Raw genomic sequence first — 25,304 nt, 5'->3', positions numbered from 1 at the left:
ACCTGAACCGGCGCTCCCTGCATCGGAGTTCCCGGCCTGCACCAGGAGGTCAGGGGGCCAGTACGTCAAGTTCCTGGAGGGCGCCGGCGGTGATCTCGCGGGTGAGCTGTTCGGCCCGGGCCGCGTCGCGTTCCCGTACCGCCTCGGCCAGCCGGACATGGAGGGTGACGGCGGCCGGGTCGGGGTCCTCGAACATCACCTCGTGGTGGGTGCGGCCCGACAGGACCTCGGCGACCACGTCCCCGAGGCGGGCGAACATCTCGTTGCCGGAGGCGTTGAGGATCACACGGTGGAAGGCGACGTCGTGGATCAGATAGCCCTCCAGGCGGTGGCCGCGTGAGTTAGCCACCATGCCCAGCGCGCACTCCGTGAGTTCGGCGCACTGCTCCGCCGTCGCGTTGCGGGCGGCCATCGCCGCGGCCACCGGCTCGACCGCCGAGCGCAGCACGGTGAGTGAGCGCAACTGCCGGGGGCGGTCCTTGCCCGCCAGACGCCAGCGGATGACCTGCGGGTCGTAGACGTTCCATTCCTCTGTCGGACGGACCGTCACACCCACTCTGCGGCGGGACTCGACCAAGTGCATCGACTCCAGGACGCGGACCGCCTCGCGCATCACCGACCGCGACACCTCGAAGTGCTGGGCGAGTTCGTCGGTGCGCAGCACGCTGCCTGGCGGATAGTCACCCGCTGTGATCGCGGGACCGAGGGCGTCCAGTACATGGCCGTGCAGACCCCGGCCCGGAGTGGTCATGCACTCAGGGTACGGGGTGGATCACCACCATAAAAAGTCTGACTTATTCATCACAGGCCCTTGAATTCGTCGGACCTAATCGGTTTCATCGTCGTCGACACCACGGGTCGGCGAAGACAGCGAGGCAGCCATGAACACCCCCCATGTCGTCGTGGTCATGGGCGTCGCGGGCACCGGGAAGACCACCGTCGGTCCCCTGCTCGCGGCCCGGCTCGGCGTTCCGTACGCCGAGGGCGACGACTTCCACCCGCAGGCCAACATCGACCGGATGACGGCCGGCGTCCCGCTCACCGACGACGACCGGCGCCCCTGGCTGGACGCCATCGGCGGCTGGGCGCACGGGCGGGCGGGACTCGGCGGGGTGGTGAGCTGCTCGGCGCTGAAACGGTCGTACCGCGACCGGCTGCGCGCCACGGCTCCCGGACTGGTCTTCGTGCACCTCACCGGCGACCGGCGGCTCATCGAGGACCGGATGGCCCACCGGCAGGGCCACTTCATGCCGACGGCGCTGCTCGACTCCCAGTTCGGCACGCTCCAGCCGCTCCAGGGGGACGAGGCGGGGATCTCGGTCGACGTCTCCGGCGCACCCGAGGAAATCACCGAGCGCGCGATGCGGGCTCTCGGCGAACTGCCCGGACCTCAAACCCCATAACACCTCTTTTCACCCCGTCCCACCTCATTCCATCCCAACCCCCCGCATCCACTCCCCTCCCCACTTCTCGCAAGGGAACCCCTGTGACCAGACTCAGCGTCGAGTTGCTGGCAGCAGACCCGGTCGAGCCCATCACCTCGGCCGGTCATGCCCAGTTGGGCATCGCCGTGCTGGCGGGCATCGCCGTCATCGTGCTGCTCATCACCCAGTTCAAGCTCCACGCCTTCCTCGCGCTGACCATCGGGTCGCTCGCGCTCGGCGCCTTCGCGGGGGCGCCGCTGGACAAGGTGATCACCGCGTTCACCACCGGCCTCGGCACCACGGTCGCGGGCGTCGGCGTGCTCATTGCCCTCGGCGCGATCCTCGGCAAGCTGCTCGCGGACTCCGGCGGCGCCGACGAGATCGTCGACACCATCATCGCGAAGGCGGGCGGCCGGGCCATGCCGTGGGTGATGGTGCTGATCGCGTCGGTGATCGGTCTGCCGCTTTTCTTCGAGGTCGGCATCGTGCTGCTGATCCCGGTCGTCCTGATGGTCGCCAAGCGCGGCAACTACTCTCTGATGCGCATCGGCATCCCGGCGCTCGCCGGACTGTCCGTGATGCACGGCCTGGTCCCGCCGCACCCCGGCCCGCTGGTCGCCATCGACGCGGTCAAGGCCGACCTCGGTGTCACCCTCGCCCTCGGGGTGCTCGTCGCCGTCCCCACCGTGATCATCGCCGGGCCGCTGTTCTCGAAGCTCGCCGCCCGCTGGGTGGACGCCCCGGTACCGGAACGGATGCTGCCGCCGCGCGCCTCCGACGAACTTGAGAACCGGCCCGGCTTCGGCGCCACGCTGGCCACCGTGCTGCTGCCGGTCGTCCTGATGCTGTCCAAGGCGCTGGTCGACCTCGTGATCGACAACCCCGCGAACACCACCCAGCGGGTCTTCGACGTCATCGGCTCCCCGCTGATCGCCCTGCTGGCGGCCGTGCTCGTCGGCATCTTCACCCTCGGCCGCCCGGCAGGGCTCGGCAAGGACCGAATAGCGCGGACCGTCGAGAAGGGCCTCGCGCCCATCGCGGGCATCCTGCTGATCGTCGGCGCGGGCGGTGGATTCAAGGAGACGCTGATCGAGTCCGGCGTCGGCCGGATGATCCTCGACATCTCCAAGGACTGGTCGATCCCGGCACTGCTGCTGGCCTGGCTGATCGCGGTGGCGATCCGGCTGGCCACCGGCTCGGCGACGGTGGCGACCGTCTCCGCCGCCGGTCTCGTGGCCCCGCTCGCCGCCGACATGTCGACCACCCACACGGCCCTGCTCGTCCTCGCCATCGGCGCGGGCTCCCTCTTCTTCAGCCATGTCAACGACGCCGGGTTCTGGCTGGTCAAGGAGTACTTCGGACTCAGCGTCGGCCAGAACCTGAAGACCTGGTCGGCGATGGAATGCGTGATCTCCGTGGTCGCCGGGGGGTTGGTGCTGCTGCTGTCCCTGGTGGTCTAGGACGCAGTGCTGGTGGATCAGACCCGTTCGCTACGGCGGTGACGGCGCGCACCTCGTGTGGGGTGGGCGCCGTCACCGCCGTGGTACGGCACGCCGAGGCGCTAAGGCCGCCACAACGGGTGCTCCCGCTTGGCCCACTCCCGGCTCACCCACCCCGTGCGCAGTCCGCGCCGTGCCTCCGGGTCGCCCAGGGCCATGCCGATGTGGCCTGCCAGGACGATGCCGATGGTCAGCGCGAGCCAGTCGTGCACAAAGGTCGCCGAGGTGCGCCACATCAGGGAGCTGAGATGGGTGAACCACATCAGCAGCCCGGTGCCGAGCATCACCAGGACGGCGCCGGAGATCCACGCGGCGTAGATCTTCTGCCCGGCGTTGAACTTGCCCGCCGGACGCGAGGAGTGCCGCTTGTCGCGCACCAGCGCGGCGTGCAGCCACACCTTGTCGTGCGGGCCGAAGCGGTTGAGGAAGCCCAGGTCGGCGCGGAAAGCCCGGGAGACGAGCCCCACCAGGACCGGCACCGGCAGGGCGAGCCCGGCGCACTCGTGGATCCGGACCACCAGTTCACGGCGGCCGACGGCCACGGCGAACTCGGGGATGTAGAGGATCGCCGCCGTCACCACGCACACGCCCATCAGCGCGGCCGTGGTGCGGTGCACCCACTTCTGGGGACGGCCGAAGCGGCGCACCCGGGTGCCCGGGGACGCCGAGGGGTCCGAGGGAGCCGGGGAGTCAGCTCGTAGGGTCATCGTCCCGCCCGTTCGAACGGCCCACCCAGGCGTCGACGTCGTAGCCGCGCTCTTCCCAGTAGCCGGGCCTCACCTTGTCGGTGACGGTGATGCCGGAGAGCCACTTGGCGGACTTGTAGAAGTACATGGGGGCGACATAGAGGCGGACGGGGCCGCCGTGGTTGTGGCCGATGTCCTTGTCCTGCATGCGCAGGGCGACCAGGACGTCGGAGCGGCGGGCCTGGTCGAGCGTGAGGCTCTCGCTGTAGGCGCCGTCGAAGCAGGTGAAGCGGACCGCCCTGGCGGAGGGGCGCACCCCCGCCGCGTCCAGCAGCCGCGACAGCCGCACCCCCTCGAAGGGTGTACCGGGGACCCGCCAGCCGGTGACGCACTGGACGTCCTTGACCAGCCTGGTCTGCGGCAGGGCGCGCAGGTCGGCCAGGGTGTAGGTCCCGGGGCGGTCGACCAGGCCGTCGACGGTGAGACGGTAGTCCGTGGCGTTCTCGTGGGGGACGGAGGCGGTGACGGAGTAGTAGCGGAAGCCGCCGCCGTTCGGGAGCAGGCCGGTGAGGCCCGTGGGATCCTTGCCGGACACCGCGCCGAGGACGGACTCCATTGCGCGTTGCAGCGTGGGCGCGGCAACCAGGCCGGCGGCGCCGAGACCGAGGGTGCCGAGCAGGACGCGGCGGCCTATGGGGCGGCCGGGTTCTTGGCCGGGCTCGGCTCTTGGTGCGCGTGATGCACCTGGTACGCCTGGTACGCCTGGTACGCCATCGGATACGGCGTCGCGTGCGGCGGCTGGCCCGGTGTCCGGTTCGGAGGACGGCGTCGGGGGCAGGACGCGCCGTTCCTCGGGCTGTTCGGGTGTCACCCTTTCATTCGAGCACTCCGGACCGCGGCGGGGCCAGGGATCCCGGAAGCCCGGCGGGATTCCGCGAGCACTTCTCACGGAGTTCTGACCGAGTCACGGAGTTCTGACGGAGGCGGCTAGGGCCTGTCGTTTGGATCGGGTCGCAGGATGCCGACGGTGCATGTCCGGTGCCGGGGAGCGGGGTCTGGTGCGTGCGGCTGCAAGGCGGAGGAGGGAGTCGACGCGACGGGGGTCCCCCCTGTTCGAGCGCAGCCGAGAACTCGGGGGAGTCGGCGACCGACGACAACGCCGCAGACGTGCGTGCCAGACCCCGCGTCTGCGGCATGATCCAAACGACAGGCCCTAGGGTTCGGCTGTCAGAAGACGGCGGCGCGCGCGGCGCGGAAGGCGGGGTAGGGATCGCGGTCCGGGTAGGACCACGGTTCCTGGGTGGCGTGCTCCCCGATGCGCTGGAAGAGGGTGGCCGCCTCGGCGGTCTGGCCCTCGCAGCAGGTGGCGTGGGCGAGGAAGTTGAGGTCGACGTGGCGGCGCGGATGGTCGTCGTTGTCCCACTCCAGCCACCAGTCGAAGGCGGCCTTCATGATCTGCCGGGCCCGTGAACCGGTCCAGTGCGCCGAGGCGGCCGGGTCGGCGGGCTCGAAGCCGGCGGCGGCCAGTACCCGGTAGCGCTCGGCGAGGGCGACGACCGGCAGCAGGGCCAGCGGTGAGTCGGCGGGGGCCGCGAGGGCGGCGCCGTCGGCGAAGTCGTACACCTCGTGGAGCGGGTCGGGGCCGTTGCCGGCGTGGCGCTCGGCGAGGCGGGCGATCATCAGATGGTGGGCGTGGTGGTGGTCGGCGTACCGGTCGTGCACCTCGGCGAAGGCGTGGAGCACGTCGTCGTCGGCGCCCAGGACGCGCTCCAGCATCAGCAGGCCGAGCCAGGGGGTGGGGTCGGCGGGCAGCAGCGCGGCGGCCTCGGCGCAGGCGGCACGGGCGGCGTCGGGAAGTTCCTCGCCGCGCAGGGCGCGCCGGACGAGGGCGAGGGCGAGCAGGACGGAGGCGTCGGGCGTGCCGGGTTCGGCGAGCTGCCATGAGCGGGCCCAGTCGGCGGCGCGGGGTTCCCGGGCGAGGACGGTGATGCGGTGGCCGCGCGAGTCCCAGTCGTCGCGGGTGCGGGCGAGCAGATTGCGGACGGCCTGCCAGCGCCCCTGGGCCGCGGCGGCACGGGCGGCGATGAGCTCGTCGTCACCGAGGGCGGCGTCGAAGGGCGAGTCACAGGGTGGGGCACAGGGTGGGTCGGCGGCGGGCGTGTCGGCTTTGCGCGGCGCGGCGTCGGGGGGTGCGGCCGGGGGCGCGGCCGCCGCTGTACGGCCATGGCCCGGCGGTCCCGCTGAAGGGGCTAACGGGGACGGGGTTGAGGGCACCGCGGACTTCCTCACGCGACGCGGGCTGGGGGTCTGTCCGGCGGTTCACGCCGCAGACCTGTGCCGGTGGCCACCGCCGGTCTCCTCCGACGGGATCTGCCGGACAGGCCCTCGTCGTAGGGTCGTGGTCAACTGATCACACACAGCAAATCCTCAGCAACACTTCACGTCAAGGTCCGGTCAGGAGTTAAACGCGTCAACTCTCGTGACGGATGCGGAACGGGAGACTCCATGAGCCTCCGCACCGCCCCCCCCGCATCCCCGCCCTGCACTCGACTGCAGGTCGCAAGTGTGGCCCAGGCCATAGCGCGGTACTGCCCGGCAGCGCACGATGGAATCCGGGTCGTGCCGCCGCCCAGGATTCGCCGGTCGGCGGCCCCGAGTCAACCGCCCCGTTCCGGGCACTTTCCGGGGCAGCCCAAGCACCGGAACGCTACAGTCGGCCACGACGACCCGTGGCCCGGCGGAACGATCGAGGTACGCAGCGTGTCGGTTCTGGTTCTGGTTCTCGCGGTGAGCGCGGCCTGTTGTCTGGGCTTCGGGTTCGTGCTCCAGCAGAACGCGGCCTCGCACGCGCCGCTCAGCGACTTCCTGTCCCCCCGGCTGCTGCTCGACCTGATGCGGGTGCCGCGCTGGCTCGGCGGTATCGGTCTGATGGTGGCCGGCATGGTGCTCGGCGCGATGGCGCTGGGCCGGGGCGAGGTCTCCCTGGTCGAGCCGCTGCTCGCCACCAATCTGCTGTTCGCCCTCGCGCTGTCGCGCAGGCAGACCAGGCAGGTGCTCGGCCATCAGGGCTGGGCTGGACTCGCACTGCTCGCGGGCGGTGTGACCGTGTTCATCGTGGCTGGTCAGCCGCGCGGCGGAAGCGCGGTCAGCAGCCCGCTGCGCCATTGGCTGATCATCGGCGTCATGCTCGGCATCGCGCTGCTCCTCACCACTTTCGCCAAACGTTTCCGGCTGAGCGTCGCCGACCCGGTGCTGCTGGCGGTGGCCGCCGGGCTGCTCTACGGCGTGCAGGACGCGCTGACCCGGGTCAGCGGGCAGCGGTTCACGGCGGGCGGCCTCGCCGAGCTGTTCACCGGCTGGCAGCTCTACGGTGTCCTCGCGCTCGGCGTCACCGGGCTGGTCCTGGTGCAGAGCGCGTTCGAGATGGCGCCGCTGCGCATGTCCCTGCCCGCGCTGACCGCCGCCCAGCCGCTGGCCGGGATCATCTGCGGGGTCGGCTTCCTCGGCGACCGGCTGCACACCGACACCGGGGCGCTGGCCTGGGAGGCGGCGGGCCTCGCGGCGATCGTCACCGGCATCGTCCTCCTCGGCCTGCACCCGGCGATGCCCCGCGGCACGGCGGAGCCGGAACCGGCACGGGACCTCCAGCCTCACTGAGCGCTCCGCTGGAAGTGCCGGGTTCGGCAGCGCCCTGAAGGGGCGCGGGGCTGTACCGATCTGCGGCTCGGCCGCAATGGGGGTACCTCCCTGCTCGAACGAAGTTGAGAGCTTGGGGGAGCGATCAGCCACGATGGTGCCGCAGGCGACAGACGGCACATCGAACCAGCGGACTTCGCCCGACCTACTGAGCTGTACGAGCCGAGCCGAGCCGAGCCGTACCGAGCCGAGCCCACCGCAGGTGTTTCGCCTGCTTGGATGGGCTCATGAGTGCTGCTGACGAGATCCTCGACATCGTCGACGAGAACGACCAGGTCACCGGGCAGTCGCCGCGCGGTGAGGTGTACGCGCGCGGGCTGCGTCACCGGTGTGCCTTCATTCTGGCGCGGGACTCCGAGGGGCGGATCTTCGTCCATCGCCGCACACCGACCAAGCTGGTCTTCCCGTCGTACTACGACATGTTCGTCGGCGGAGTCGTCGGCGCGGGCGAGTCCTACGACGACGCCGCCCTGCGCGAGGCGGAGGAGGAGCTGGGCGTGAGCGGGCTGCCGAGGCCCACGTTCCTGTTCAAGTTCCTCTACGAGGACGGGGCCGGGAACGGCTGGTGGTCGGCGGTGTACGAGGTGCGCTGCGATCTGCCGGTCAGCCCCCAGGTCGAGGAGGTCGCCTGGCACACCTTCCTGACACCGGACGAACTGGAGCGGCGGCTGCCGGAGTGGGAGTGGACGCCGGACGGGCGGGCGGCGTGGGAACGGCTGCAAGCACACCGGTCGGCCGGGTGAGCACCCGGGTAGGGTCCTGGGCGTGATCGAGTTCGTGAAGAACGCCCGGCTGTGGTTCGCACCCCAGGAGGTGCGAAAGGAGGGCACGACCCCGGACTACCGTTTCTCGCTCGCCAACGAGCGCACCTTCCTGGCCTGGCTGCGCACCGCGCTCGCGCTGATCGGCGGCGGCTTCGCGGTGGACCAGTTCCTGCCGGACCTGCCGCGCGCCTGGCGGGTGGGGCTGGCGCTCGCGCTGCTCGCGTCCGGGGTGCTGTGCTCACTGCGGGCCGTCGACCACTGGGTGCGCTGCGAGCGGGCGATGCGGCGCGGCGAGGATCTGCCGGTCTCGCGGTTCCCTGCGGTGCTGGGCGTGGTGGTCGCGGTGGTCGCCGTGGCGATGGTCGTCGTGGTGCTCGTCGGGTGGGGCGGATGAGCGGCGGGGCGGGGGGCGAGCGCGATCCCGGGCTCCAGCCGGAGCGGACACGGCTCGCGTGGCGTCGTACGACGCTGGCGGGCACGGTGGCCGGCGTGCTCGCCCTGCGGACGGCGCTGCACGCCGGGACGGACCTCGGGTTCGCGGTGGCCGCCCTGTGCTGTGTGCTCTGGCTGGTCTTCCTGCAGCTCGCGCACCGCCGTATCCGCGCCCTGTCCGCCACGGCCGGCCGCCCGCCCGCCGCGCTCGCACCCCGGCACGCCACCGCGGCGGTTCTGTGCACGGTGGCGATGGCGGCAGGGGCCGCCGTCCTCGTCCTCTGAGCCCTCTGAGTCCTCCGTCACGTTCGTGTCCCCCACTGGACGACATACCGACCGGTCGGCATCATGAGATGCGTCCTGCCACTCGTCCACAGGAGCGACGCCCATGAGCCCCGACCACCCGCCAGGTCTCGACCTCGACCGGCTGCACGGCCTGTTCGAGCGGGAGCGGCCCGGTCTGGTGCACGGTCCCCTCACCGGCCGGCTGATCGAGGGCGGACGGTCGAACCTGACGTACGCCGTCTCGGACGGCACCGCGCGCTGGGTCGTACGGCGGCCCCCGCTCGGCCATGTCCTGGCCACCGCCCACGACATGCGGCGCGAGCACCGGGTGATCAGCGCGCTGTACCCGACCGAGGTGCCGGTGCCGCGGCCGGTGCTGCTGTGCGAGGACGAGGAGGTGCTCGGGGCGCCCTTCTACGTGATGGAGTTCGTCGAGGGCACCCCGTACCGCACCGCGGACCAGCTGGACGCGCTGGGCCCGGAGCGCGCCCGGGCGGCGGTGCTGTCCCTGGTGGACACGCTCACCGGACTGCACGCGGTGGACCCCGGCGAGGTGGGCCTCACGGACTTCGGCCACCCCGAGGGGTTCCTGGACCGCCAGCTGCGCCGCTGGGGCAAGCAGCTCGACGCCTCCCGCAACCGCGACCTGGCCGGTATCGACGAGCTGCACGCGGCGCTCGGCCGTCGGCTGCCCGTCTCCCCCGCGCCCACGATCGTGCACGGCGACTACCGCCTCGACAACGTCCTGATCGGAGCCGACGACACCATCCAGGCCGTCCTCGACTGGGAGATGTCGACCCTCGGCGACCCGCTGACCGATCTGGGCCTGATGGTGATGTACAGCACACCGCTCGGCATGGCCGACCCCTTCGTCTTCACGACCGCCGAGGCCGCCGGGCATCCGTCCCCCGCCGAGCTGATCGAGCGGTACGCCGCCCGTTCGGGGCGGGACGTCACGGCCGTCTCCTGGTACACGGCGTTCGCTTGGTTCAAGCTCGCCGTGATCCTCGAGGGCATCCACTACCGCTACACACTGGGCCAGACCGTCGGGCAGGGCTTCGACCGCATCGGCGAGCTGGTCCCCGTCTTCATCGAGCACGGTCTGACCACCCTTCAGGAAGGCTGACTGGACATGGACTTCGCGTTCGACGCGCGCACCGAGGAACTGCGCGCCAAGCTGCTCGCCTTCATGGACGAGTATGTGTATCCCTCCGAGGCGGCCGTCGAGGAGCAGCGCGCACGGCTGGCCTCGCCGTGGGAGACCCCGGCCCTGGTGGAGGAGCTGAAGGCGGAGGCGCGCAGGCAGGGGCTGTGGAACCTGTTCCTGCCGGACGCCGAGTACGGCGCCGGGCTCACCAACCTCCAGTACGCCCCGCTGGCCGAGATCACCGGCCGCTCCCCGCAGCTCGCGCCGACCGTGACGAACTGCGCGGCGCCGGACACCGGGAACATGGAGGTGCTGGCGCAGTTCGGCAACGAGCAGCAGAAGAAGCAGTGGCTGGAGCCGCTGCTGGCGGGCGAGATCCGCTCCGGGTTCGCGATGACCGAGCCGGAAGTGGCCTCCTCGGACGCCACCAACATCACCACGCTGATCGAGCGGGACGGCGACGAGTACGTCATCACCGGGCGCAAGTGGTACATCTCGGGGGCGATGGACCCGAACTGCAAGATCCTCATCGTGATGGGCAAGACGGACCCGGACGGCGCGGACATCCGCCGTCAGCAGTCGATGGTGCTCGTCCCGTGCGACACGCCGGGTGTGACCATCACGCGCGCGATGAAGGTGTTCGGCTACGAGGACCACTACCACGGCGGCCACGCAGAGATCGTCTTCGACCACGCGCGCGTGCCGGTGTCCAACCTGATCGGCGAGGAGGGCAGCGGTTTCGCCATCGCGCAGGCCCGCCTCGGCCCCGGCCGTATCCACCACTGCATGCGGCTGATCGGCATGGCCGAGCGGGGCATCGAGCTGATGTGCCGCCGCGCGTTGAGCCGTCAGGCGTTCGGGAAGGCGCTGGCGCAGCAGGGCGTGGTGCACAACTGGATCGCGGACGCCCGGGTCACCGTGGAGCAGCTGCGGCTGCTGGTGCTGAAGACGGCCTGGCTGATGGACACCTCGGGCAACCGGGGCGCCCACACGGAGATCCAGGCCATCAAGATCGCCACGCCGCGGGCGGTGGTGGACATCCTCGACCGGGCGATCCAGTTGCACGGCGCGGGCGGGGTCAGCCAGGACTTCCTGGTGGCGGAGCTGTACGCGACGGCACGGACGCTGATGATCGCCGACGGTCCGGACGAGGTGCATCAGCGGTCGCTGGCGCGGCGGGAGATCAAGAAGTACCTGTGAGGGGTGCACGTGGGTGAGGGGCGGCCGCCGTGGCGGTCGCCCCTCACGCGCATGCATCGTGGCGGGGGGCGACGGGCCGGGGCGTGTCGCAACGCGGTATCGCCAGGGGCACGTGTCCGTCTCCGCACACCGTCCCGCCCTCAGGGGCGCGGGGCTGTTATCGATGTGCGGCTCCGCCGCGTGGGCACGACAAACCCCCACCGGCCCGCGGCCGACCACGAACCGGCGCCACCCCCGCATCCCGCCCGGCGCCCCGAGCGGAGCGCTACGGCCGCAGCGCCCGGAGCAGCAGATCCGCGAGGTGATCCGCGACCTCCTGCGCCCCCATCGACCCCTCCGGCCGGTACCAGGTCGACAGATGGTGCACGGAGCCGAAGTGGTAGTCCACCACCAGGTCGGCCGGGGTGGCCTTGGAGAAGACGCCGGTCTCCTGGCCCTCCTCGATCAGGGCGCGGAAGCGTTCGTGGTAGCGCCGGCGTTCGGCGCGGACCTGCTTGTTCTTCTCCGGGCTGAGGTGGTGCATCGAGCGGAAGAAGATCATCGCGTCGTCGAGGTTCTCGATGGTCGTGACGACGACGTCGGCCGCGGCGGCGCGCAGCCGTTTCTCGACCGGTTCGTCGGCGTCGGCGAAGGCGTCGAGGCGCTCCTGCTGGATGCGGAGCATACGGGAGTAGACCTCGTGGAGGAGGTCGTCCTTGGAGCCGAAGTAGTGGTACAGCGCACCCTTGGTGACACCGGCCGCCTCGACGATCTCCTGGACCGAGGTGCGGTCGTAGCCCTGCTCGGCGAAGAGCCGGGTGGCCGCCGCCAGCAGCCGCTGCGGGACGGGAGTACCGTCGCCGCCCGTCGTCCTGGGCACTGCCGCCACCTGCCTTTCCTCGCTGCCGGTGCCGCACCGGCCGTCGTGCGGGCCGTTTCTCGCGTCAGGGAACGCGGACCCGCCGTAGGATCTTCCCACTTTGCCGCCGGTCGGCGGGACGAGCGGCGGAGTGGGTGCCCGCGCGGGGGCGCACGGGGCACACGGGGCGCCGGGTGTCGGCTACCCGGAGGGCGTCAACGGGACTCCTCCCAAGTGCGCTGGATGTGGTTCATACCGGCCAGCCAGCGGTCGTTCTCGCCCGCCCTGGCGCGGTAGAAGGCGGCCACCTCGGGGTGCGGGAGGATCAGGAAGCGGTCCTCCTCGATGCCCTTGAACAGGGCTTCGGCCACGTCCTCCGGTTCGATGGCGGTGGGCTTGAGCACCAGGTCGCCTGCGCTGCCGGTGGCGTCGAGCATGTCGGTGCGCACGCCCTGCGGGCAGATCGCGTGGACCTTGAGTCCCCGGTGGCGGTACGTGAGCGACAGCCACTCGGCGAAGGCGAGCGCGCCGTGCTTGGTGACGCTGTAGGAGGGGGCCCCGATCATGGTGAGCAGTCCGGCCGCGGAGACGGTGGAGACGAAGCGGCCGGCGCCGCGCTCCAGCCAGCCGGGCAGCAGCGCTTGGGCGGCGCGGACATGGGCCATGACGTTGACGTCCCAGGACAGCGCCCAGGCCCGCTCGTCGAGCGGGCCGGCGATGTCGCCGTCGTCGAAGGCGACTCCGGCGTTGGCGCAGTAGACGTCGATGGTGCCGCCGAGCGCCTCGCGGGCCTCGGGGACGATCGCGGAGGCGTCGCCGGGTACGGCGGTCGCGCCGATCTCGGCGGCCACGGCCTTGGCGCGGTCGGCGTCGAGGTCGTTGACGACGACGCGGGCGCCCTCCGCGGCGAACCGGCGGGCCAGCGCGGCCCCGATACCGCCGCCCGCCCCGGTGACGACCACTCCCGCATCCTGCACGGCTTCCACCATCGGTCCCCTTCGACACGGCCGCGGTCCACTTCCTTCTGACCACAGACTAACCGGTCGGTATGTGGCAGTGGAAGGGGTGGCCGATGACGCGGCCGGATCGCCTCCTCCCGGCAGCCCGGCGACGCGCGCTAGCGTGCGTGGCCCAGGGGACGCGGCGAGGGTACGGAGGTCACCGGGTGAATCTGTCCAGACGAGGTCTGCTCCACGTCACCGGCACGGCCGCCATGGCCGCCGTCACCGCGTCGTCCTCCCCCGCGGCGGCAGTACCGGCGGCGGGCGGCGGGCACAGCACTCTGCGCACCGGCTTCGAGCGGCTGGCCGCCGACGGCTATGCGCTGCTGGCCGGGCAGCGGGTCGGCGTGGTCACCAATCCGACCGGGGTCACGCGGGACGTACGGCACATCGTCGACGTCATGCACGCCGACGAGCGGGTCCGCCTCACTGCCGTCTTCGGCCCCGAGCACGGCTTCCGGGGCACTGCGCAGGCGGGCGGCTCCGAGGGCCGCTACGACGACCCGGCGACCGGGCTGCCCGTCTACGACACCTATCTGAAGAGCGGTCAGCCCCTCGCCGACATCTTCACCGCCTCCGGCGTGGACACGGTCGTCTTCGACATCCAGGACGTGGGGGCGCGTTTCTACACGTACATCTGGACGCTCTACGACTGCATGGAGGCCGCCGCGCTCGCCGGGAAGCGGTTCGTGGTGCTGGACCGGCCGAACCCGGTCACCGGACGGGCCGCCCTCGGCCCGGTGCTGCACCGGGAGTTCGCCTCGTTCGTGGGACGGCAGCCCATCACGCAGGCGCACGGCATGACGGTCGCCGAACTGGCGCGGCTCTTCGACAAGGAGTTCCTGGCCGGACGGGTGGCACCGGAGACGGTGCCGATGACGGGGTGGCGGCGGGCGCGGTTCTACGACGCCTCCGGGCTCCCGTGGGTGCCGCCGAGCCCGAACATGCCGACGCCGGACACCGCGCTGGTGTACTCGGGGACCTGTCTGTTCGAGGGGACCAACCTGTCGGAGGGACGCGGCACAACACGGCCGTTCGAACTGCTCGGCGCGGACGGCATCGACGGACGCTGGGCCCGCGCCCTGGAGCCGCTCGGGCTGCCCGGGGTGCATTTCAGGGAGGCGTACTTCGCACCGGCGTTCTCCAAGTTCCAGGGCACGACCGTCGGCGGCGTACAACTCCATGTGCACGACCGGGAGGTGTACGACCCGGTGCGCACCGGTGTGGCACTGCTGGTCACCGCCCGACGCGTGTGGAGCGGCTTCGCCTGGCGGTCCGACCACTGGATCGACAAGCTCACCGGGTCGACGCTGGTGCGCACCATGATCGACGCGGGGGCGGACACCGACGGGGTCGTCGCGGCCTGGCAGGAGGAACTGGCGGTGTTCCGGACGGTCCGCGAGCGGTACCTCATGTACCGGTGAGGCCGCCATGCGGTTCACCTTGGGTGGCGGCGGGGCGCATGTCTCCGCCCCGCCGCCGGGGATGTCACCTGGCTCACCGATGGTTCATGGATGGGTCACCGGTGCGAGGTGTACTCCACGACCTGCTGGAAGGTCGGCCGGTTCTGCCAGCTGATCTTGCCGTGCTTGATGCCGCCCAGGGTGCGCTGGACGATCGCGTCGGCGCACCACTGGTCGCCCGCCGAGCACTGGTCGTCGCCGGGGTAGACCTGGGAGGCGGTCATACCGGCGGCGGTCTTGAGGGTGCTGATGAGGATGTCCCGGCAGGAGCTGAGGCTGCCGCCGCCGCAGTACGTCTGGGCCAGCGGTCCCTGCACGGAGTCGCCGAGCACCGCCCGGATGTCCTTGTCGACGTAGCTCCACCAGCCGTACTGGAAGGAACTGCCGGCGTGGGAGCCGGTCGGACCGTGTCCGGCCGACGGCGCCTCGTCGATCGGGAGGTTGTTCGTGAGCGCGGTATAGAGGTCGGAACCGAGGCCGGGCTGGAACTCGGCCTTCACCAGCAGCGGCCACCAGGCGTCGAGGATGCGGATCGCGTCGGCGTTGGCGTACGTCTTCGATCCGGCCGAGGTCTCGGTGCGCTTGCCGCCCGCGGTCAGCCAGGTCTGGAGCTTGGTGACGGCCGCCGCGGCCGTGGAGTCGGTGACAGTCGAGCTGTTGACCACTCTCAGCAGCTTCGGCAGCACGTCCTCGGCGCGCAGGTCCTCCAGGGAGGCGTCGGCCATGGCCTTCACCAGTGCCGAGCGGGTCACGCCGCCCGCCGCGACGAGCTTCTTCACCCGGTCCTCCAGCAGATTGCCGCGGTGCACCGAGCCGTCGCCCCAGGGGGCGGTGGTGTAGTCCTTGGCCTGCTTGTTGTTCCAGGAGATGTAGTAGTCCTGGTCGACGGAGTTGGGGTGCGCCGAAGCGGGCGTGTAGTCGGCGGTGTTGGTGGCCGGGTTCCAGTTCTGCCACTCGTAGGCGGCCTGGCCCCACACCGGGAACTCGGGGTCGACGCCGCTCGCGCGCACCGGGTTGTCGCCGCTGTTGTAGTACGCGGTGTGCTGGGAGTCGGCGTAGAACCAGTTGAACGTGTAGTTGATGTGCTGGGCGGCGGACCGGAAGTCCTGCGGTCCTTTGATGTAGTCCGGGTCGTTGAGCATCTGGAAGCCGATGATCGAGTCGGCCTCGTGCATGTAGGAGGAGCGCAGGGTGGTGTAGGCGACCTTCTTGCCGCCGACCGTGGCGCGGTACTCGACGGGGCCGTACTTGGTGCGCCACACCCGCATGGTGTACGAGCCGGCGGCGGTGGAGTCGGCGGTGGTCGGCTTCCAGGAGTTGGCCTGCTCGATCTTTTCCATGGCCGTACAGGTGCCGTGGTAGAGGTAGTGGTAGTCGTCCTGGCACAGCTCGACGGCGTAGGAGTCGATGATGTCCTGGCCGGAGGTCGTGGCGCTCCACGAGTAGTCCTGGCCGCGGCCGAGTTCGACGTACATGCTCAGGCCCGCGAAGGAGGCGCCGCGGGCGCTGATGCCGGGGCCCTGGATCTCCTGGAGCATGAGGAGTTGGGGGGCGAAGTACCCGGTCTGCGGTCCGAAGACGGCGACGGGGTGGCCGCTTGCGGTGTACTTGCCGCTCACCACGAGGGCGTTGGACATACCGCGCTTGGCGGAGGTGAGGGTGGTCGCGGCGGCGGTGGCCGAGGCGGCGGTCGCGCTGGTGCTCGCCCCGGTGCCGGTGCGGTCGTAGACCAGCGGTTCCTGGGTCACCGAACCCGCGTCGGGCAGCGCCTCGCCCTGGGGGCTCGCGGGCGCGGTGCCGTAGGGGAAGCTCTCGCCGTTGTGGACGGTGAGGACGGCCTCGGGATCGTTGCGCTCGCGGAACGACTCCCAGACCTTGGTGCCGTCCGCGACACCGTACTTGGCCTGCGCGGCGAGCAGGGATATCGCGTTGTTGACCTCGCCGCCCCCGCCGGAGCCGAACAGCGAACCGATCACCGAGGCCAGCGCGACCATGTCGGTGACCTTGAAATGGTCGATCGTGCCGGCGTTGGTGATGGAGTCCTTGTGCCCGGTCAGGACGTACTCGCCGGGGAAGTAGCGGCCGCTGTCGGAGGCGTCGATGTACGCGTTGACCCCGGCGAGATAGGCGTTGACGTCGGCCAGGGCCTGCTGGCCGCGGGCGCCGCCTGCGGCGACGGCGTTGTCGATCTGGGCCTGGAGGTCCGCCTCGGAGTAGGGCGCGTTGCGGTAGAACTCCTGCTCAAGGCCCTGGTTGCCGGCCGCGCCGCCCGCGAAGGTGGTGAGCTGGCCGCGCCCCACGTGCCGGAAGACGTCCATCAGCCACAGCCGGTCCTCGGCCGCCGCGTAGCCCGCGCCGTACTCGGTGCCGTAGCGGGTGGTGCCGGTGATGTGCGGCACACCCGTCTTCTTGTCGCGGACGATCGTCACGTCGGTGCGCCCGCCCGGCTTCTCCGTGGAGGCGACCTGGTCCGAGGCGACGCCGAAGGAGGAGTCGTTGAAGAAGGTGTTGATCTTCGCGTCGGTGAGGCCGGAGTAGCCGGTGGCGAGGTTGGCGTAGGGGCCGAGCTGGTCCTCGGCGTGGCCGGGCTGGGTGCCGAAGACCTGGTTGAGGAGGATCTGCGCCAGGGTGGCGTTGCCGTTCTCACCCGGCGGCAGGATGTCGGAACACTGCCCGCCGCAGTAGTCGTTGGAGGTGGCCGCCTCGGCCGCCGGGGCGGCGGTCGCCTGGGTGACCGGCACGAGCAGTCCGGCGATCAGTGCGCAAGCGGACACCGACTTCAGGAACCCCGAGAGTCTGCCGGGAGTTCTCAGTCTGTCAAGAGTGCTACGTGGGGTGCGCCGTGACATGGCGGCTCCTCCGTACGGGGATGGGGCGGGACGTTACCGCCGGTATCCCCGAGATGGAAGATGAACATGCGTCAAGTTTCAGAGTCGGTGCGGGACGGTCAACCCGGGCCGCCTTATGGACGGCATCGGAAATCGGATGGAGCCGATTGCGTTGTCGACACGTCTATCCGGCGACGTCGCACACAGGCCGTACGGCGACGCCGAAGTGACCGAGGTACAGGTGCAGGTGTGACGGAGGTGCAGGGCTATGGCCGGATTCCGGAGTCTGGCGAGACAGGTGCGAGATCCGCGGTGCGATCTGGCGCTGCGGAGGTACTCGCTGCGCAAATGCCTTGAGCGGTTCGCCCCTTATGGGCACAGGGCGACCTGGGATCATCTGTGCGGGCGGGCCGGGTTCGGCCCCGAGGACCGGTCCCCCGACCCGGTGCGGCTCGTGGCCGCACTGGAGGAGCTGGAGGAGGCGCGGGCGGTGTGGCTCGCCTACGAGGCGTCGTTCGCCCAGCGCCGTAAGAAGGAGAAGCACGACGGGCTGCGCCGCCCGGGCAGTGTGGACGACTGGCACCGGCTGACCTGGGGCGGGTTCGGGGTGGCGTGGTGCGACGATCCAGCGGTCCATCCCCGTGAACCGCTGGCGGAGGTGCTGCGGCGGCTGATCGCCGCGCTGGAGCGGGAGCCGGGGGTCGGGTGCCCGGTGTGCGGGGGGTCTCGGCTGGTGTGGAAGTACGAACTTGATCATGAACCGTCGTCGGGACCGGTGTGCTTCGAGTGCGGGATTCTTGTGCCGCGGCCGGTTCTTTCTGCGGAGGCGTTGGCCTTTGCCAGGCGGGAGCGGTTGCTCATGTCGGCGTGAGCGTAACCGGCGTGAGCCTTGTCAGCGGGGGTGGGGGCGCGTGGGTATGTGCGGCGCGTCGTGGTTGATCGCGCAGTTCCCCGCGCCCCTGGGTAAGTTGGCCTGCCGCCAGCTGGACCGGTGAGGCATGATCGGCGTGGCTCTACGCCCTTATGCCTGCGGGTGCGTTATGGCTTGTCGCGCCCACGCGGCGGAGCCGCCTATCGGTACAGCCCCGCGCCCCCTGGCTGACGACCCATGTGAAGGCGGTTGTAGATCGTCTTCGCGGCAAACACGGGCGCCGCACAGCGTGGTGCGCAATTTTCGCTGGGTCATCTGGCTCTCGAATGCGTCTTGAAGGGAGCGGTGACGCGGAGCGTCAGTTCGCGAAGCTGACGGCCGGTGGTAGCGATGTCGAAACCGGCCAGCGCGGCCGCGTCGGCGGTCGCGGAGTACGCCCCGGAGTCCAGCACGGTGCGCAGCCGCGCGGAGGTCACGTCCTCGACGTAGGAGTGGCCGGCGGCGAGCTGCCGGACCCGGTGAGCGTCCACGTCGTAGCCGATCACGCGCTGCCCCACCTCCGCTGCGCGTACGGCCAGCGGGAGCCCCACATAGCCCTGACCAGCGACGACTATCTGCATGTCAGCTCCTACTCGGTTGTGATGCTTGAATGGACCGTCGTTCCTGATCTGGCAAGGAGATCTGCTGTGCCCCTGGTGTCTGTCGTGATGCCTGTGTACAACTCGGCAACCACCCTCGGCGCAGCCGTCCGATCGGTGCTCACGCAGACCCACAGCGACCTGGAGCTGCTGGTCACCGACGACCGGTCCTCCGACGGCTCCATGGACATGCTGCGCGAGTTCGCCGAGCAGGACGAGCGCGTCCTGCCGGAGTCGGCGCCCGAGCAAGGCGGTGCGGGCCGGGCCCGCAACCTCGCGATCGAGCGGGCCCGCGGGGACTACATCGCCTTCCTCGACAGCGACGACATGTGGCTTCCGGAGAAGACAGAGAAACAGCTCGCCTTCGCCGCGGAAAGTGATGCTCCGCTGACGTTCACCTCGTACTTCAAGATGGATGCCGACTACGACGGCGAGAGCACCGGCTGGGTCCCGAACGGGCGGGTGGTCCGTGCGCGGGAGCACGTGGACTACCGCGCGATGCTGCGCCGGGACTACATCGGCGCCTTGACGGCCATGTACGACCGCAATGTCCTGGGCACGAGGTTGATGCCGGAGATGCGCAAGCGCCAGGACTACGCCCTCTGGCTGTCGATCATGCGGGACGGTGCTGACGCCCGGGGCCTGGCTGAGCCGCTTGCGGTGTACCGGGCCCACCAGGCGGGATCGTTGTCCTCCAACAAGCTGTCGCTGGTGCAATACAACTGGGCCCTGTACCGCGAGCACGAGCGTCTGTCGGTCCCGCGGGCGACACGGGCGCTGACCGGCGCTGTGTGGCAGTCGCTGCGCAACTCGCGCATTTAGCTCCGCGCACGAGCCCGGGGAGCCCGGTGCGCGACCATTACCGGAGGTGCCCGACCAGGCCCCGCCCCGTGGCCGTGCCGCGTGCTCGGGGGCTGGCCCCGGGGGCAGGACTCGGCGGGTCACCGGTGCCGTCGACCGGCTACGCGGCCTGCCATCGGCTGGATCGGTGAGCCGTGATCGCCATGGCTCTACGCCCTTACGTCTGCGGGTGCGTTGTGGCTGATCGCACCCACGCGGCGGAGCCGCATATCAATTCAGCCTCGCGCTCCTTGGGGGTTGTCCCTTCCCTCGACCAAGAGGCGGGAGCCGGCCTCGTGTTTGCCGAACTTGTCGTTCGGGTTCGAGAGAACGCACGTGTCCAGGGAGAGGCAGCCGCAGGCGATGCAGTCTGTAAGGTGGTTTCTCAGGCGGTTGAGCTGGTTGATGCGTTCGTCCAGTTCTGAGCGCCAGGCTTCGGAGAGGCGGGCCCAGTCCTCTCGGGTGGGGGTGCGTTCCTCGGGGAGCTGGGCGAGGGCCTCTCGGATGGTGGCCAGGGGGATGCCCACGCGTTGAGAAGCGCGAACGAAGGCGACACGGCGCAGGGTGTCACGGGTGTAGCGGCGCTGGTTGCCCGGGGTGCGACGGCTGGTGATCAGGCCCTTGGACTCGTAGAAGTGCAGGGCGGAGACGGCGGCGCCGCTGCGGGCCGCGAGCTGGCCGACCGTGAGCTCGTGGATCGTCTCGGGGATCTGGGGCACCCCTCGGAGCGTCTCTGATCGGCTTGGTTTTCCTGGGTGATCCCGGGTGTTCGGGACCGCTCGGAAAACGTGTGACTCGGCCATGGCCATCCTCGGATGGGAGTGGTGTGGGCGTGGCGGTGGAAGCCTGCCCCGAGTCTGGCCCCGTCCGGCTGGTGCCGGGTGGGGATGCCGATTGTGGTCGGTCCCTGCTGCCGTGACCACTGCTGGGTGCGGCGTTTCGGGTGCGTGGGGTTCCGCCCCGCCGGACGCTTTCCACCCGGCGGGGCGCCGGGTGGGGCGGGGACCCTGCGCCGCTTGGTGGGCACAGGGCTTTTCCTCGTGGGGCCGCTCTTGGTGCGGTCCCGTGTCTGGTGCTGGACCCGGCTTTGCCCGTCCAGGTCCTCAACGACCTTGCGGATCACAAAGGTTCCACTGGATCGGTCGAGGCAAGTGGTGTGCTGGAGGATCAGGCCGCGGGCGCCGATCCGCTGCCAGGCAGCGTTGTCCCGGCCGGTGCTGTACCTGCAGGCTTCGTTCGGGCAGGTGGCCCACGCCCAGCCCGCCCGCGCATCGTTCGGCGCTTTGTGGTGGCGGAAGGCGGTCAGGCAGCGGGGGCAGTACTTCGATGTCCCGCGTGGTGGCACGATCACCACCGCGATGCCGTGGGCGGCAGCGGTATGCCGGACGTGGGTGACGATCGCTCCGCGCACCGTCTGGGAGAGGCGCGTGTTGAGGGTGCGGCCCTTGCCGCGGGCTTCCATGTCGCGGAGGTCTTCGAGGTAGATGACGCTCGCCCCGACAGCGATCGCGTGATCGGTCATGAAGCGGGCAGCCGCCTTGGCCAGGGCCGCGTATGGGGATGGGGGCCTGCCGGTCCGGGTCCGGGGTGGGCCGTGGTTCAGCCGGCGCCGGGCGGGGTGTGCGGCAGCTAGAGGAACGCTCGCGGTGGCACGCGGTCCGCTTCCTGCGCGGCCAGCGACGACTCCTGGCGGTGCTGCCCGACACCCGCACACACAGGGCCTCGCGCCGCTCGCGGCTCCCGGCCATGTCCTTGGTCCCGTCAGCTACCAGAGCAACCACCGCCATTGAGTGAAAGCGGCGCTCGCGCCCCACCCACACCACCGGTACCTTCCCGCCCTTCACCCACAGGCGCAACGTGTCCGGATGAACCCCGACCCGACGCCGCTACCGCCAAACGCAGCAACTCCATGCCCCGGACGGTAGGCCCACCCCTCCCACCGAAACCTGTCAACTATGAAGAAACCAGCACGATGTAATGAATTACTACAGAAACCAAAATATAACGCCCCCAGCGTGATACCTACTCGTTGACAGGGCTGCACGGCGCGACCATGCTAAGCAGTTGCTTAGGGCGCTACGGGTGGCGTTCACGGTTACCGAAAGGCCGGGTACATGGCAGAGCCTAGGATCTTCACCTCCGTCGACGAGCTGAAGGCGGCGGTGGGCGAGCAGCTGGAGTACACCGACTGGCTGGAGATCGACCAGAAGCGGATCGATCTGTTCGCGGACGCGACCGGCGACCACCAGTGGATACATGTCGACCCCGGGAAGGCGGCGGCCGGACCGTTCGGGACGACGATCGCGCACGGTTATCTCACCCTGTCGCTGCTGCCGCTGTTCGGACCGCAGCTGATGCGGGTGGAGGGCGTCACCATGGGCGTCAACTACGGCTCCAACAAGGTCCGTTTCCCCGCGCCCGTGCCGGTGGGCTCGCGGGTCCGGTCCACCGCGACGATCACCGGCGTCGAGGAGGTGACGGGCGGCGTGCAGGTGACCGTGGCGTTCGTCGTGGAGCGCGAGGGCGGCGAGAAGCCGGTGTGCGTGGCGGAGTCCGTATCGCGCTACTACGTCTGAGACGCGCTGCTACGGCTCGGAGGGGCCGCTACGAGTCGGAGGGGCGGCTACGACTCGGAGGGCGTCGCGGGCTCCTTGGCCCCGACCATTCTGAGCACGAGGTCGGCATAGAGTGCGCCGACCTCGTCCGGGGTGCGCGGGCCCTGGATGTTGAACCAGCGGGCCACGTCGATGCAGAGGGAGAGGACCGCGAGGGTCGTGCCCTTCACGTCGATCACGTCGAACTCGCCGGCCGCGATCCCGTCCTCGATGATCCCGCGCACCTCGGCGTCGACCTGGCGGCGCAGCCCGACGATCTCGGCGCGGGCCTCGGGGCCGAGGGCGTCCAGTTCGTACTGCACGACCCGCGCGGTGGTGCGCCGCCCTGCGTGCCAGCGGACGAAGGAGCTCACCGCGTCGGCGAGCCGCTCGGCGGCGCTGCCCTCGCGGCGTGCCGCGGTGCGCAGGATGTCCAGCGCCTTGTCGTGGCCGATGCGGCTGATGCGGTGGAGCAGTTCCTCTTTGGTCTTGTAGTGGATGTAGAGCGCGGCCGGGCTCATCCCGGCGCGGCCCGCGATGTCCCGGGTGGTGGTCGCGTGGTAGCCGCGCTCGGCGAAGGCCTCCACCGCGGCCACCAGCAGGCGCCGGGCCGCTTCCGGGGTGACCTCGCCCCACGGCTCCAGGTCGCCGCCGGTTCTCTCCTCGGCCGTAGTCATCGCTCGCTCGCCCCTCTCGGTCCAGGAGTTCCCACCATACCGCCGAAGGTGAGCGGGCGCTTAGAGTCCCCGTTCAGAGGGTTAGAATGGGTGGTTTCAGAGCTGCTCCACGGGCCGCGGCCCCTCTCAGCCCCTCCAGCCCCTCCATGGGCTACAGCTTCTCGAAGGGGTCGTGCTCGGCGAGCAGCTTCTCCAGCCGGGCCTGGTCGACGCGGCTGACGATCTGGCCCGCCTCCTGCCGGTCGCGGATGACCTTGGCGAGGGTGAAGCAGGAGGTCACCAGGTACAGGACGGCGATCGCCAGGAACGCCCGCACCCAGGCGTCGGCGTTCAGCCGGTAGATGCCGACGGCGGTCGCGGTCATGGCGACCGCGAAGGACGCGACGGCCTGGCCGTAGAAGGCGGCCGTGCTCTGCTGCTTGACGGAGGTGTCGGTCATGGCACCAGCATCGGCGGACGTGGCCCGCGCCACATCCGTGCGGATACTCAGACCGGTACTCAGGCGGCGGGCAGCCGTCAGGCGGGGGCGGTCGGTCCGGTGCCGTCAGAAAGCCGAGACCCCGGTCAGGGCGCGGCCGATGAGGAGCTTCTGGATCTGGCTGGTGCCCTCATAGAGGGTCATCACCCGGGCGTCGCGCAGGAGTTTGCCCGCCGGGTACTCGTCGATGTAGCCGTAGCCGCCGAACACCTGGAGGGCGTTGCTCGCGGCACGGACGGCCGCCTCGGAGGCGAAGAGCTTGGCCTTGGAGGACTCCACGGCGAACGGCAGGCCACGGTCGATCAGTGAGGCGACCCGCCAGGTCAGCAGCCTGGCCGCGTCCACGTCGACGGCTATGTCGCTGATCAGCTCCTGCACCAGCTGGTGGTGGGCGATGGGCCTGCCGAACTGCTCGCGCTCGCCCGCGTATCCGACGGCCGCGTCGAGCGCCGCCTGCGCTATGCCGACACAGCCCGCGGCCACCGACATCCGCCCCTTGGCGAGTGCCGACATGGCGACCGAGAAGCCCTTGCCCTCCTCGCCGAGCAGCGCGGAGGCGGGCACCCGCACATCCTGGAGGACCAGTTCGGCGGTGGCCTGGCCACGTAGGCCGAGCTTGCCGTGGATGGCGCGGCGGGTGAGTCCGGGGCTGGTGGCGGGCACCAGGAAGGCGGAGACGCCGCGGTGGCCGGGGGCGTCGGTGGAGCGGGCGAAGAGCAGCACGACATCGGCCCAGGTGCCGTTGGTGATGAACATCTTGGTGCCGTTGATGACGTAGTCCCCGCCGTCGCGCACCGCCCGGGTGGTCAGATTTCCGGCGTCGGAGCCGGTGCCCGGCTCGGTGAGGCCGAAGCAGCCGACGTATTCGCCGGAGGTCAGCCCGGGCAGCCAGCGGCGCTTCTGCTCCTCGCTCCCCCACCCGGCGACGGTCTTGGCGACCAGGCCGAGGGAGACGGACACGATGCCGCGCACCGAGGAGTCGCCGCGCCCCAGTTCCTCCGTGACCAGGCAGTACGCGAGATGGTCGCCGCCGCTGCCGCCGTAGTCCTCGTCGATGGTCAGCCCGAGGAAGCCGACCGCGCCGAGTTTCTTCACGATCGACCGGTCGACACTCTCGGCGCGGTCCCATGCGGCGGCGTGCGGGGCGATCTCGCGCGCCACGAAGTCCCGGGCCAGGCGCTGTACGGCGCGCTGCTCCTCGCCGAGTTCCCAGTCGGCCACGGCGCCGCCTCCGTCCGCGTTTTAATTAGCACTGCTAGTTTCTGTTGCCCGCCCTACTATGTGCGCCATGGCACGCCCGCGCAAGCCCCTGCTGAGCACCGACCGCATCGTCGAGACGGCCCGGGAGCTGGTGGACGCGGAGGGCCTGGCGGCGGTCTCCACCCGACGGCTGGCCGCCGAGTTGGGGGTGAGCGGGCCCTCGCTCTACAACCACTTCGCCACCAAGGACGAGATCCTGGAGGCGGTCGCCGACTCGGTCAGCGCTCAGGTCGACCTGTCGATGTTCGAGGGCGGCTCGGACTGGCGGACCGGGCTGCACGCCTGGGCGGTCTCCTACCGGGCCGCCCTGCGCGACCATCCGAACATCGTTCCGGTCCTGGCCCGCGGCCCCGGGCGCCGCCCCGCCGCGCTGCGCCTCGCCGACGCCGTCTACGGCGCGATGGTCCGGGCCGGCTGGCCGCCCGCCCACGCCACCTCCATCGGCGCGCTGATGCGGTACTTCATCATGGGCTCGGCGCTGGGCTCGTTCGCCGGGGGCTTCGTCGACGACGCGAGCGCCTACGACCCCGCCGACTATCCGCACCTCGGGCAGGCCCATCTCCTCTCCGAGCAGCAGGAGAAAATCGACGAACGGGCCTTCGACACGGGGCTGACCGCGCTGCTGGACGGGCTGTCGCAGCAGTACGAGCAGGTCGCGCGGCGCGGATAGCACGGCGCGGGTA

The 25,304-nt window shown here is 70.6% G+C and carries 26 protein-coding genes; 13 read left to right on the top strand and 13 right to left on the bottom strand.

All coding sequences use genetic code 11. From position 1 onward, the window contains the following. Positions 1-49: 49 nt before the first annotated feature. A complete protein-coding gene (locus ACSYGN_RS32705) occupies positions 50-751 on the bottom strand; it encodes a FadR/GntR family transcriptional regulator (protein ID WP_460402053.1) in 702 nt (233 codons plus the stop codon). 130 nt (positions 752-881) lie between these two features. Here ACSYGN_RS32705 and ACSYGN_RS32700 point away from each other — a divergent pair, with 130 nt between their 5' ends. Both ACSYGN_RS32700 and ACSYGN_RS32695 read left to right on the top strand, forming a co-directional pair. Then, complete coding sequence (locus tag ACSYGN_RS32700; protein ID WP_460402051.1) at positions 882-1,403, top strand: gluconokinase; 522 nt, start codon at positions 882-884, stop codon at positions 1,401-1,403. An 83-nt stretch (positions 1,404-1,486) separates the two neighbouring features. Continuing rightward, positions 1,487-2,884, top strand: a complete 1,398-nt coding sequence (locus ACSYGN_RS32695; protein ID WP_460402049.1) for a GntT/GntP/DsdX family permease — start codon at positions 1,487-1,489, stop codon at positions 2,882-2,884. A gap of 101 nt (positions 2,885-2,985) precedes the next feature. Here ACSYGN_RS32695 and ACSYGN_RS32690 read toward each other — a convergent pair whose 3' ends face one another. From ACSYGN_RS32690 to ACSYGN_RS32680, 3 genes are all read right to left on the bottom strand, one after another. Beyond that, positions 2,986-3,630, bottom strand: coding sequence for a cytochrome b/b6 domain-containing protein (locus tag ACSYGN_RS32690; protein ID WP_460402047.1), 645 nt, complete (start codon positions 3,628-3,630; stop codon positions 2,986-2,988). Further along, positions 3,614-4,303, bottom strand: coding sequence for a molybdopterin-dependent oxidoreductase (locus tag ACSYGN_RS32685; RefSeq protein WP_460403879.1), 690 nt, complete (start codon positions 4,301-4,303; stop codon positions 3,614-3,616). The genes ACSYGN_RS32690 and ACSYGN_RS32685 overlap by 17 nt, the downstream gene beginning before the upstream one ends. A gap of 533 nt (positions 4,304-4,836) precedes the next feature. Further along, positions 4,837-5,883 (bottom strand): hypothetical protein, encoded by a 1,047-nt coding sequence (locus tag ACSYGN_RS32680; protein WP_460402045.1) that lies wholly within the window; start codon positions 5,881-5,883, stop codon positions 4,837-4,839. A gap of 486 nt (positions 5,884-6,369) precedes the next feature. Here ACSYGN_RS32680 and ACSYGN_RS32675 point away from each other — a divergent pair, with 486 nt between their 5' ends. From ACSYGN_RS32675 to ACSYGN_RS32650, 6 genes are all read left to right on the top strand, one after another. Next, positions 6,370-7,266, top strand: coding sequence for a DMT family transporter (locus ACSYGN_RS32675; RefSeq protein WP_460402043.1), 897 nt, complete (start codon positions 6,370-6,372; stop codon positions 7,264-7,266). Positions 7,267-7,532: 266 nt separating this feature from the next. Beyond that, a complete protein-coding gene (locus tag ACSYGN_RS32670) occupies positions 7,533-8,048 on the top strand; it encodes an NUDIX hydrolase (RefSeq protein WP_460402042.1) in 516 nt (171 codons plus the stop codon). A 22-nt stretch (positions 8,049-8,070) separates the two neighbouring features. Next, entirely contained in the window at positions 8,071-8,463 is a 393-nt protein-coding gene (locus tag ACSYGN_RS32665; protein ID WP_460402041.1) for a YidH family protein, read from the top strand. Continuing rightward, a complete protein-coding gene (locus tag ACSYGN_RS32660; RefSeq protein WP_460402039.1) occupies positions 8,460-8,786 on the top strand; it encodes a DUF202 domain-containing protein in 327 nt (108 codons plus the stop codon). Before ACSYGN_RS32665 ends, ACSYGN_RS32660 begins: the two co-directional genes overlap by 4 nt. 103 nt (positions 8,787-8,889) lie before the next feature. Further along, the gene (locus ACSYGN_RS32655) at positions 8,890-9,912 is read left to right on the top strand and encodes a phosphotransferase family protein (protein ID WP_460402037.1); all 1,023 of its coding nucleotides are present in this window, start codon (positions 8,890-8,892) and stop codon (positions 9,910-9,912) included. Positions 9,913-9,918: 6 nt separating this feature from the next. Continuing rightward, positions 9,919-11,133: an acyl-CoA dehydrogenase family protein gene (locus ACSYGN_RS32650; protein ID WP_460402035.1), complete on the top strand. Its 1,215-nt coding sequence runs from the start codon at positions 9,919-9,921 to the stop codon at positions 11,131-11,133. A gap of 265 nt (positions 11,134-11,398) precedes the next feature. Here the strand turns inward: ACSYGN_RS32650 and ACSYGN_RS32645 are convergent, their stop codons facing one another. Both ACSYGN_RS32645 and ACSYGN_RS32640 read right to left on the bottom strand, forming a co-directional pair. Beyond that, complete coding sequence (locus tag ACSYGN_RS32645; RefSeq protein ID WP_460403877.1) at positions 11,399-11,992, bottom strand: TetR/AcrR family transcriptional regulator; 594 nt, start codon at positions 11,990-11,992, stop codon at positions 11,399-11,401. 194 nt (positions 11,993-12,186) lie between these two features. Further along, a complete protein-coding gene (locus tag ACSYGN_RS32640; RefSeq protein ID WP_460402033.1) occupies positions 12,187-12,960 on the bottom strand; it encodes an SDR family oxidoreductase in 774 nt (257 codons plus the stop codon). A gap of 176 nt (positions 12,961-13,136) precedes the next feature. On the opposite strand from ACSYGN_RS32640, the gene ACSYGN_RS32635 reads away from it, so the two are divergent. Beyond that, the gene (locus tag ACSYGN_RS32635) at positions 13,137-14,396 is read left to right on the top strand and encodes an exo-beta-N-acetylmuramidase NamZ family protein (protein ID WP_460402031.1); all 1,260 of its coding nucleotides are present in this window, start codon (positions 13,137-13,139) and stop codon (positions 14,394-14,396) included. A gap of 95 nt (positions 14,397-14,491) precedes the next feature. Here ACSYGN_RS32635 and ACSYGN_RS32630 read toward each other — a convergent pair whose 3' ends face one another. Beyond that, positions 14,492-17,284: a penicillin acylase family protein gene (locus tag ACSYGN_RS32630; RefSeq protein WP_460402029.1), complete on the bottom strand. Its 2,793-nt coding sequence runs from the start codon at positions 17,282-17,284 to the stop codon at positions 14,492-14,494. A gap of 247 nt (positions 17,285-17,531) precedes the next feature. Between ACSYGN_RS32630 and ACSYGN_RS32625 the strand changes: the two genes are divergently transcribed. Then, a complete protein-coding gene (locus ACSYGN_RS32625) occupies positions 17,532-18,134 on the top strand; it encodes a hypothetical protein (protein ID WP_460402027.1) in 603 nt (200 codons plus the stop codon). 311 nt (positions 18,135-18,445) lie between these two features. Here ACSYGN_RS32625 and ACSYGN_RS32620 read toward each other — a convergent pair whose 3' ends face one another. Then, the gene (locus ACSYGN_RS32620) at positions 18,446-18,754 is read right to left on the bottom strand and encodes a hypothetical protein (RefSeq protein WP_460402025.1); all 309 of its coding nucleotides are present in this window, start codon (positions 18,752-18,754) and stop codon (positions 18,446-18,448) included. 66 nt (positions 18,755-18,820) lie between these two features. Here ACSYGN_RS32620 and ACSYGN_RS32615 point away from each other — a divergent pair, with 66 nt between their 5' ends. Then, positions 18,821-19,594, top strand: a complete 774-nt coding sequence (locus ACSYGN_RS32615) for a glycosyltransferase family 2 protein (protein WP_460402023.1) — start codon at positions 18,821-18,823, stop codon at positions 19,592-19,594. Between the two features lie 254 nt (positions 19,595-19,848). Here ACSYGN_RS32615 and soxR read toward each other — a convergent pair whose 3' ends face one another. Further along, entirely contained in the window at positions 19,849-20,331 is a 483-nt protein-coding gene (soxR, locus tag ACSYGN_RS32610) for a redox-sensitive transcriptional activator SoxR (protein ID WP_460402021.1), read from the bottom strand. Then, positions 20,226-21,074, bottom strand: a complete 849-nt coding sequence (locus tag ACSYGN_RS32605) for a zinc ribbon domain-containing protein (protein WP_460403875.1) — start codon at positions 21,072-21,074, stop codon at positions 20,226-20,228. The genes soxR and ACSYGN_RS32605 overlap by 106 nt, the downstream gene beginning before the upstream one ends. Positions 21,075-21,726: 652 nt before the next feature. On the opposite strand from ACSYGN_RS32605, the gene ACSYGN_RS32600 reads away from it, so the two are divergent. Then, positions 21,727-22,188 carry a MaoC family dehydratase gene (locus tag ACSYGN_RS32600; RefSeq protein WP_460402019.1) on the top strand — a complete coding sequence of 154 codons (462 nt, stop codon included), beginning with the start codon at positions 21,727-21,729 and terminating at the stop codon, positions 22,186-22,188. Between the two features lie 47 nt (positions 22,189-22,235). Here ACSYGN_RS32600 and ACSYGN_RS32595 read toward each other — a convergent pair whose 3' ends face one another. The 3 genes from ACSYGN_RS32595 to ACSYGN_RS32585 all read right to left on the bottom strand — a co-directional run bounded on the left by ACSYGN_RS32595 (position 22,236) and on the right by ACSYGN_RS32585 (position 24,582). Continuing rightward, on the bottom strand, positions 22,236-22,883 hold the full coding sequence (locus ACSYGN_RS32595) for a TetR/AcrR family transcriptional regulator (RefSeq protein ID WP_460402017.1): 648 nt from the start codon (positions 22,881-22,883) through the stop codon (positions 22,236-22,238). Between the two features lie 151 nt (positions 22,884-23,034). Next, complete coding sequence (locus tag ACSYGN_RS32590) at positions 23,035-23,322, bottom strand: YiaA/YiaB family inner membrane protein (protein ID WP_460402015.1); 288 nt, start codon at positions 23,320-23,322, stop codon at positions 23,035-23,037. A 105-nt stretch (positions 23,323-23,427) separates the two neighbouring features. After that, on the bottom strand, positions 23,428-24,582 hold the full coding sequence (locus ACSYGN_RS32585) for an acyl-CoA dehydrogenase family protein (RefSeq protein WP_460402013.1): 1,155 nt from the start codon (positions 24,580-24,582) through the stop codon (positions 23,428-23,430). Positions 24,583-24,649: 67 nt separating this feature from the next. On the opposite strand from ACSYGN_RS32585, the gene ACSYGN_RS32580 reads away from it, so the two are divergent. Next, on the top strand, positions 24,650-25,291 hold the full coding sequence (locus tag ACSYGN_RS32580) for a TetR/AcrR family transcriptional regulator (RefSeq protein WP_460402011.1): 642 nt from the start codon (positions 24,650-24,652) through the stop codon (positions 25,289-25,291). The last annotated feature ends 13 nt before the right edge of the window (positions 25,292-25,304 follow it).

It is taken from the genome of Streptomyces sp. YIM S03343, from assembly GCF_054729195.1.
The sequence above is the reverse complement of the archived record's forward strand: the minus strand, read 5'-3'. Positions and strand labels throughout refer to the sequence as shown.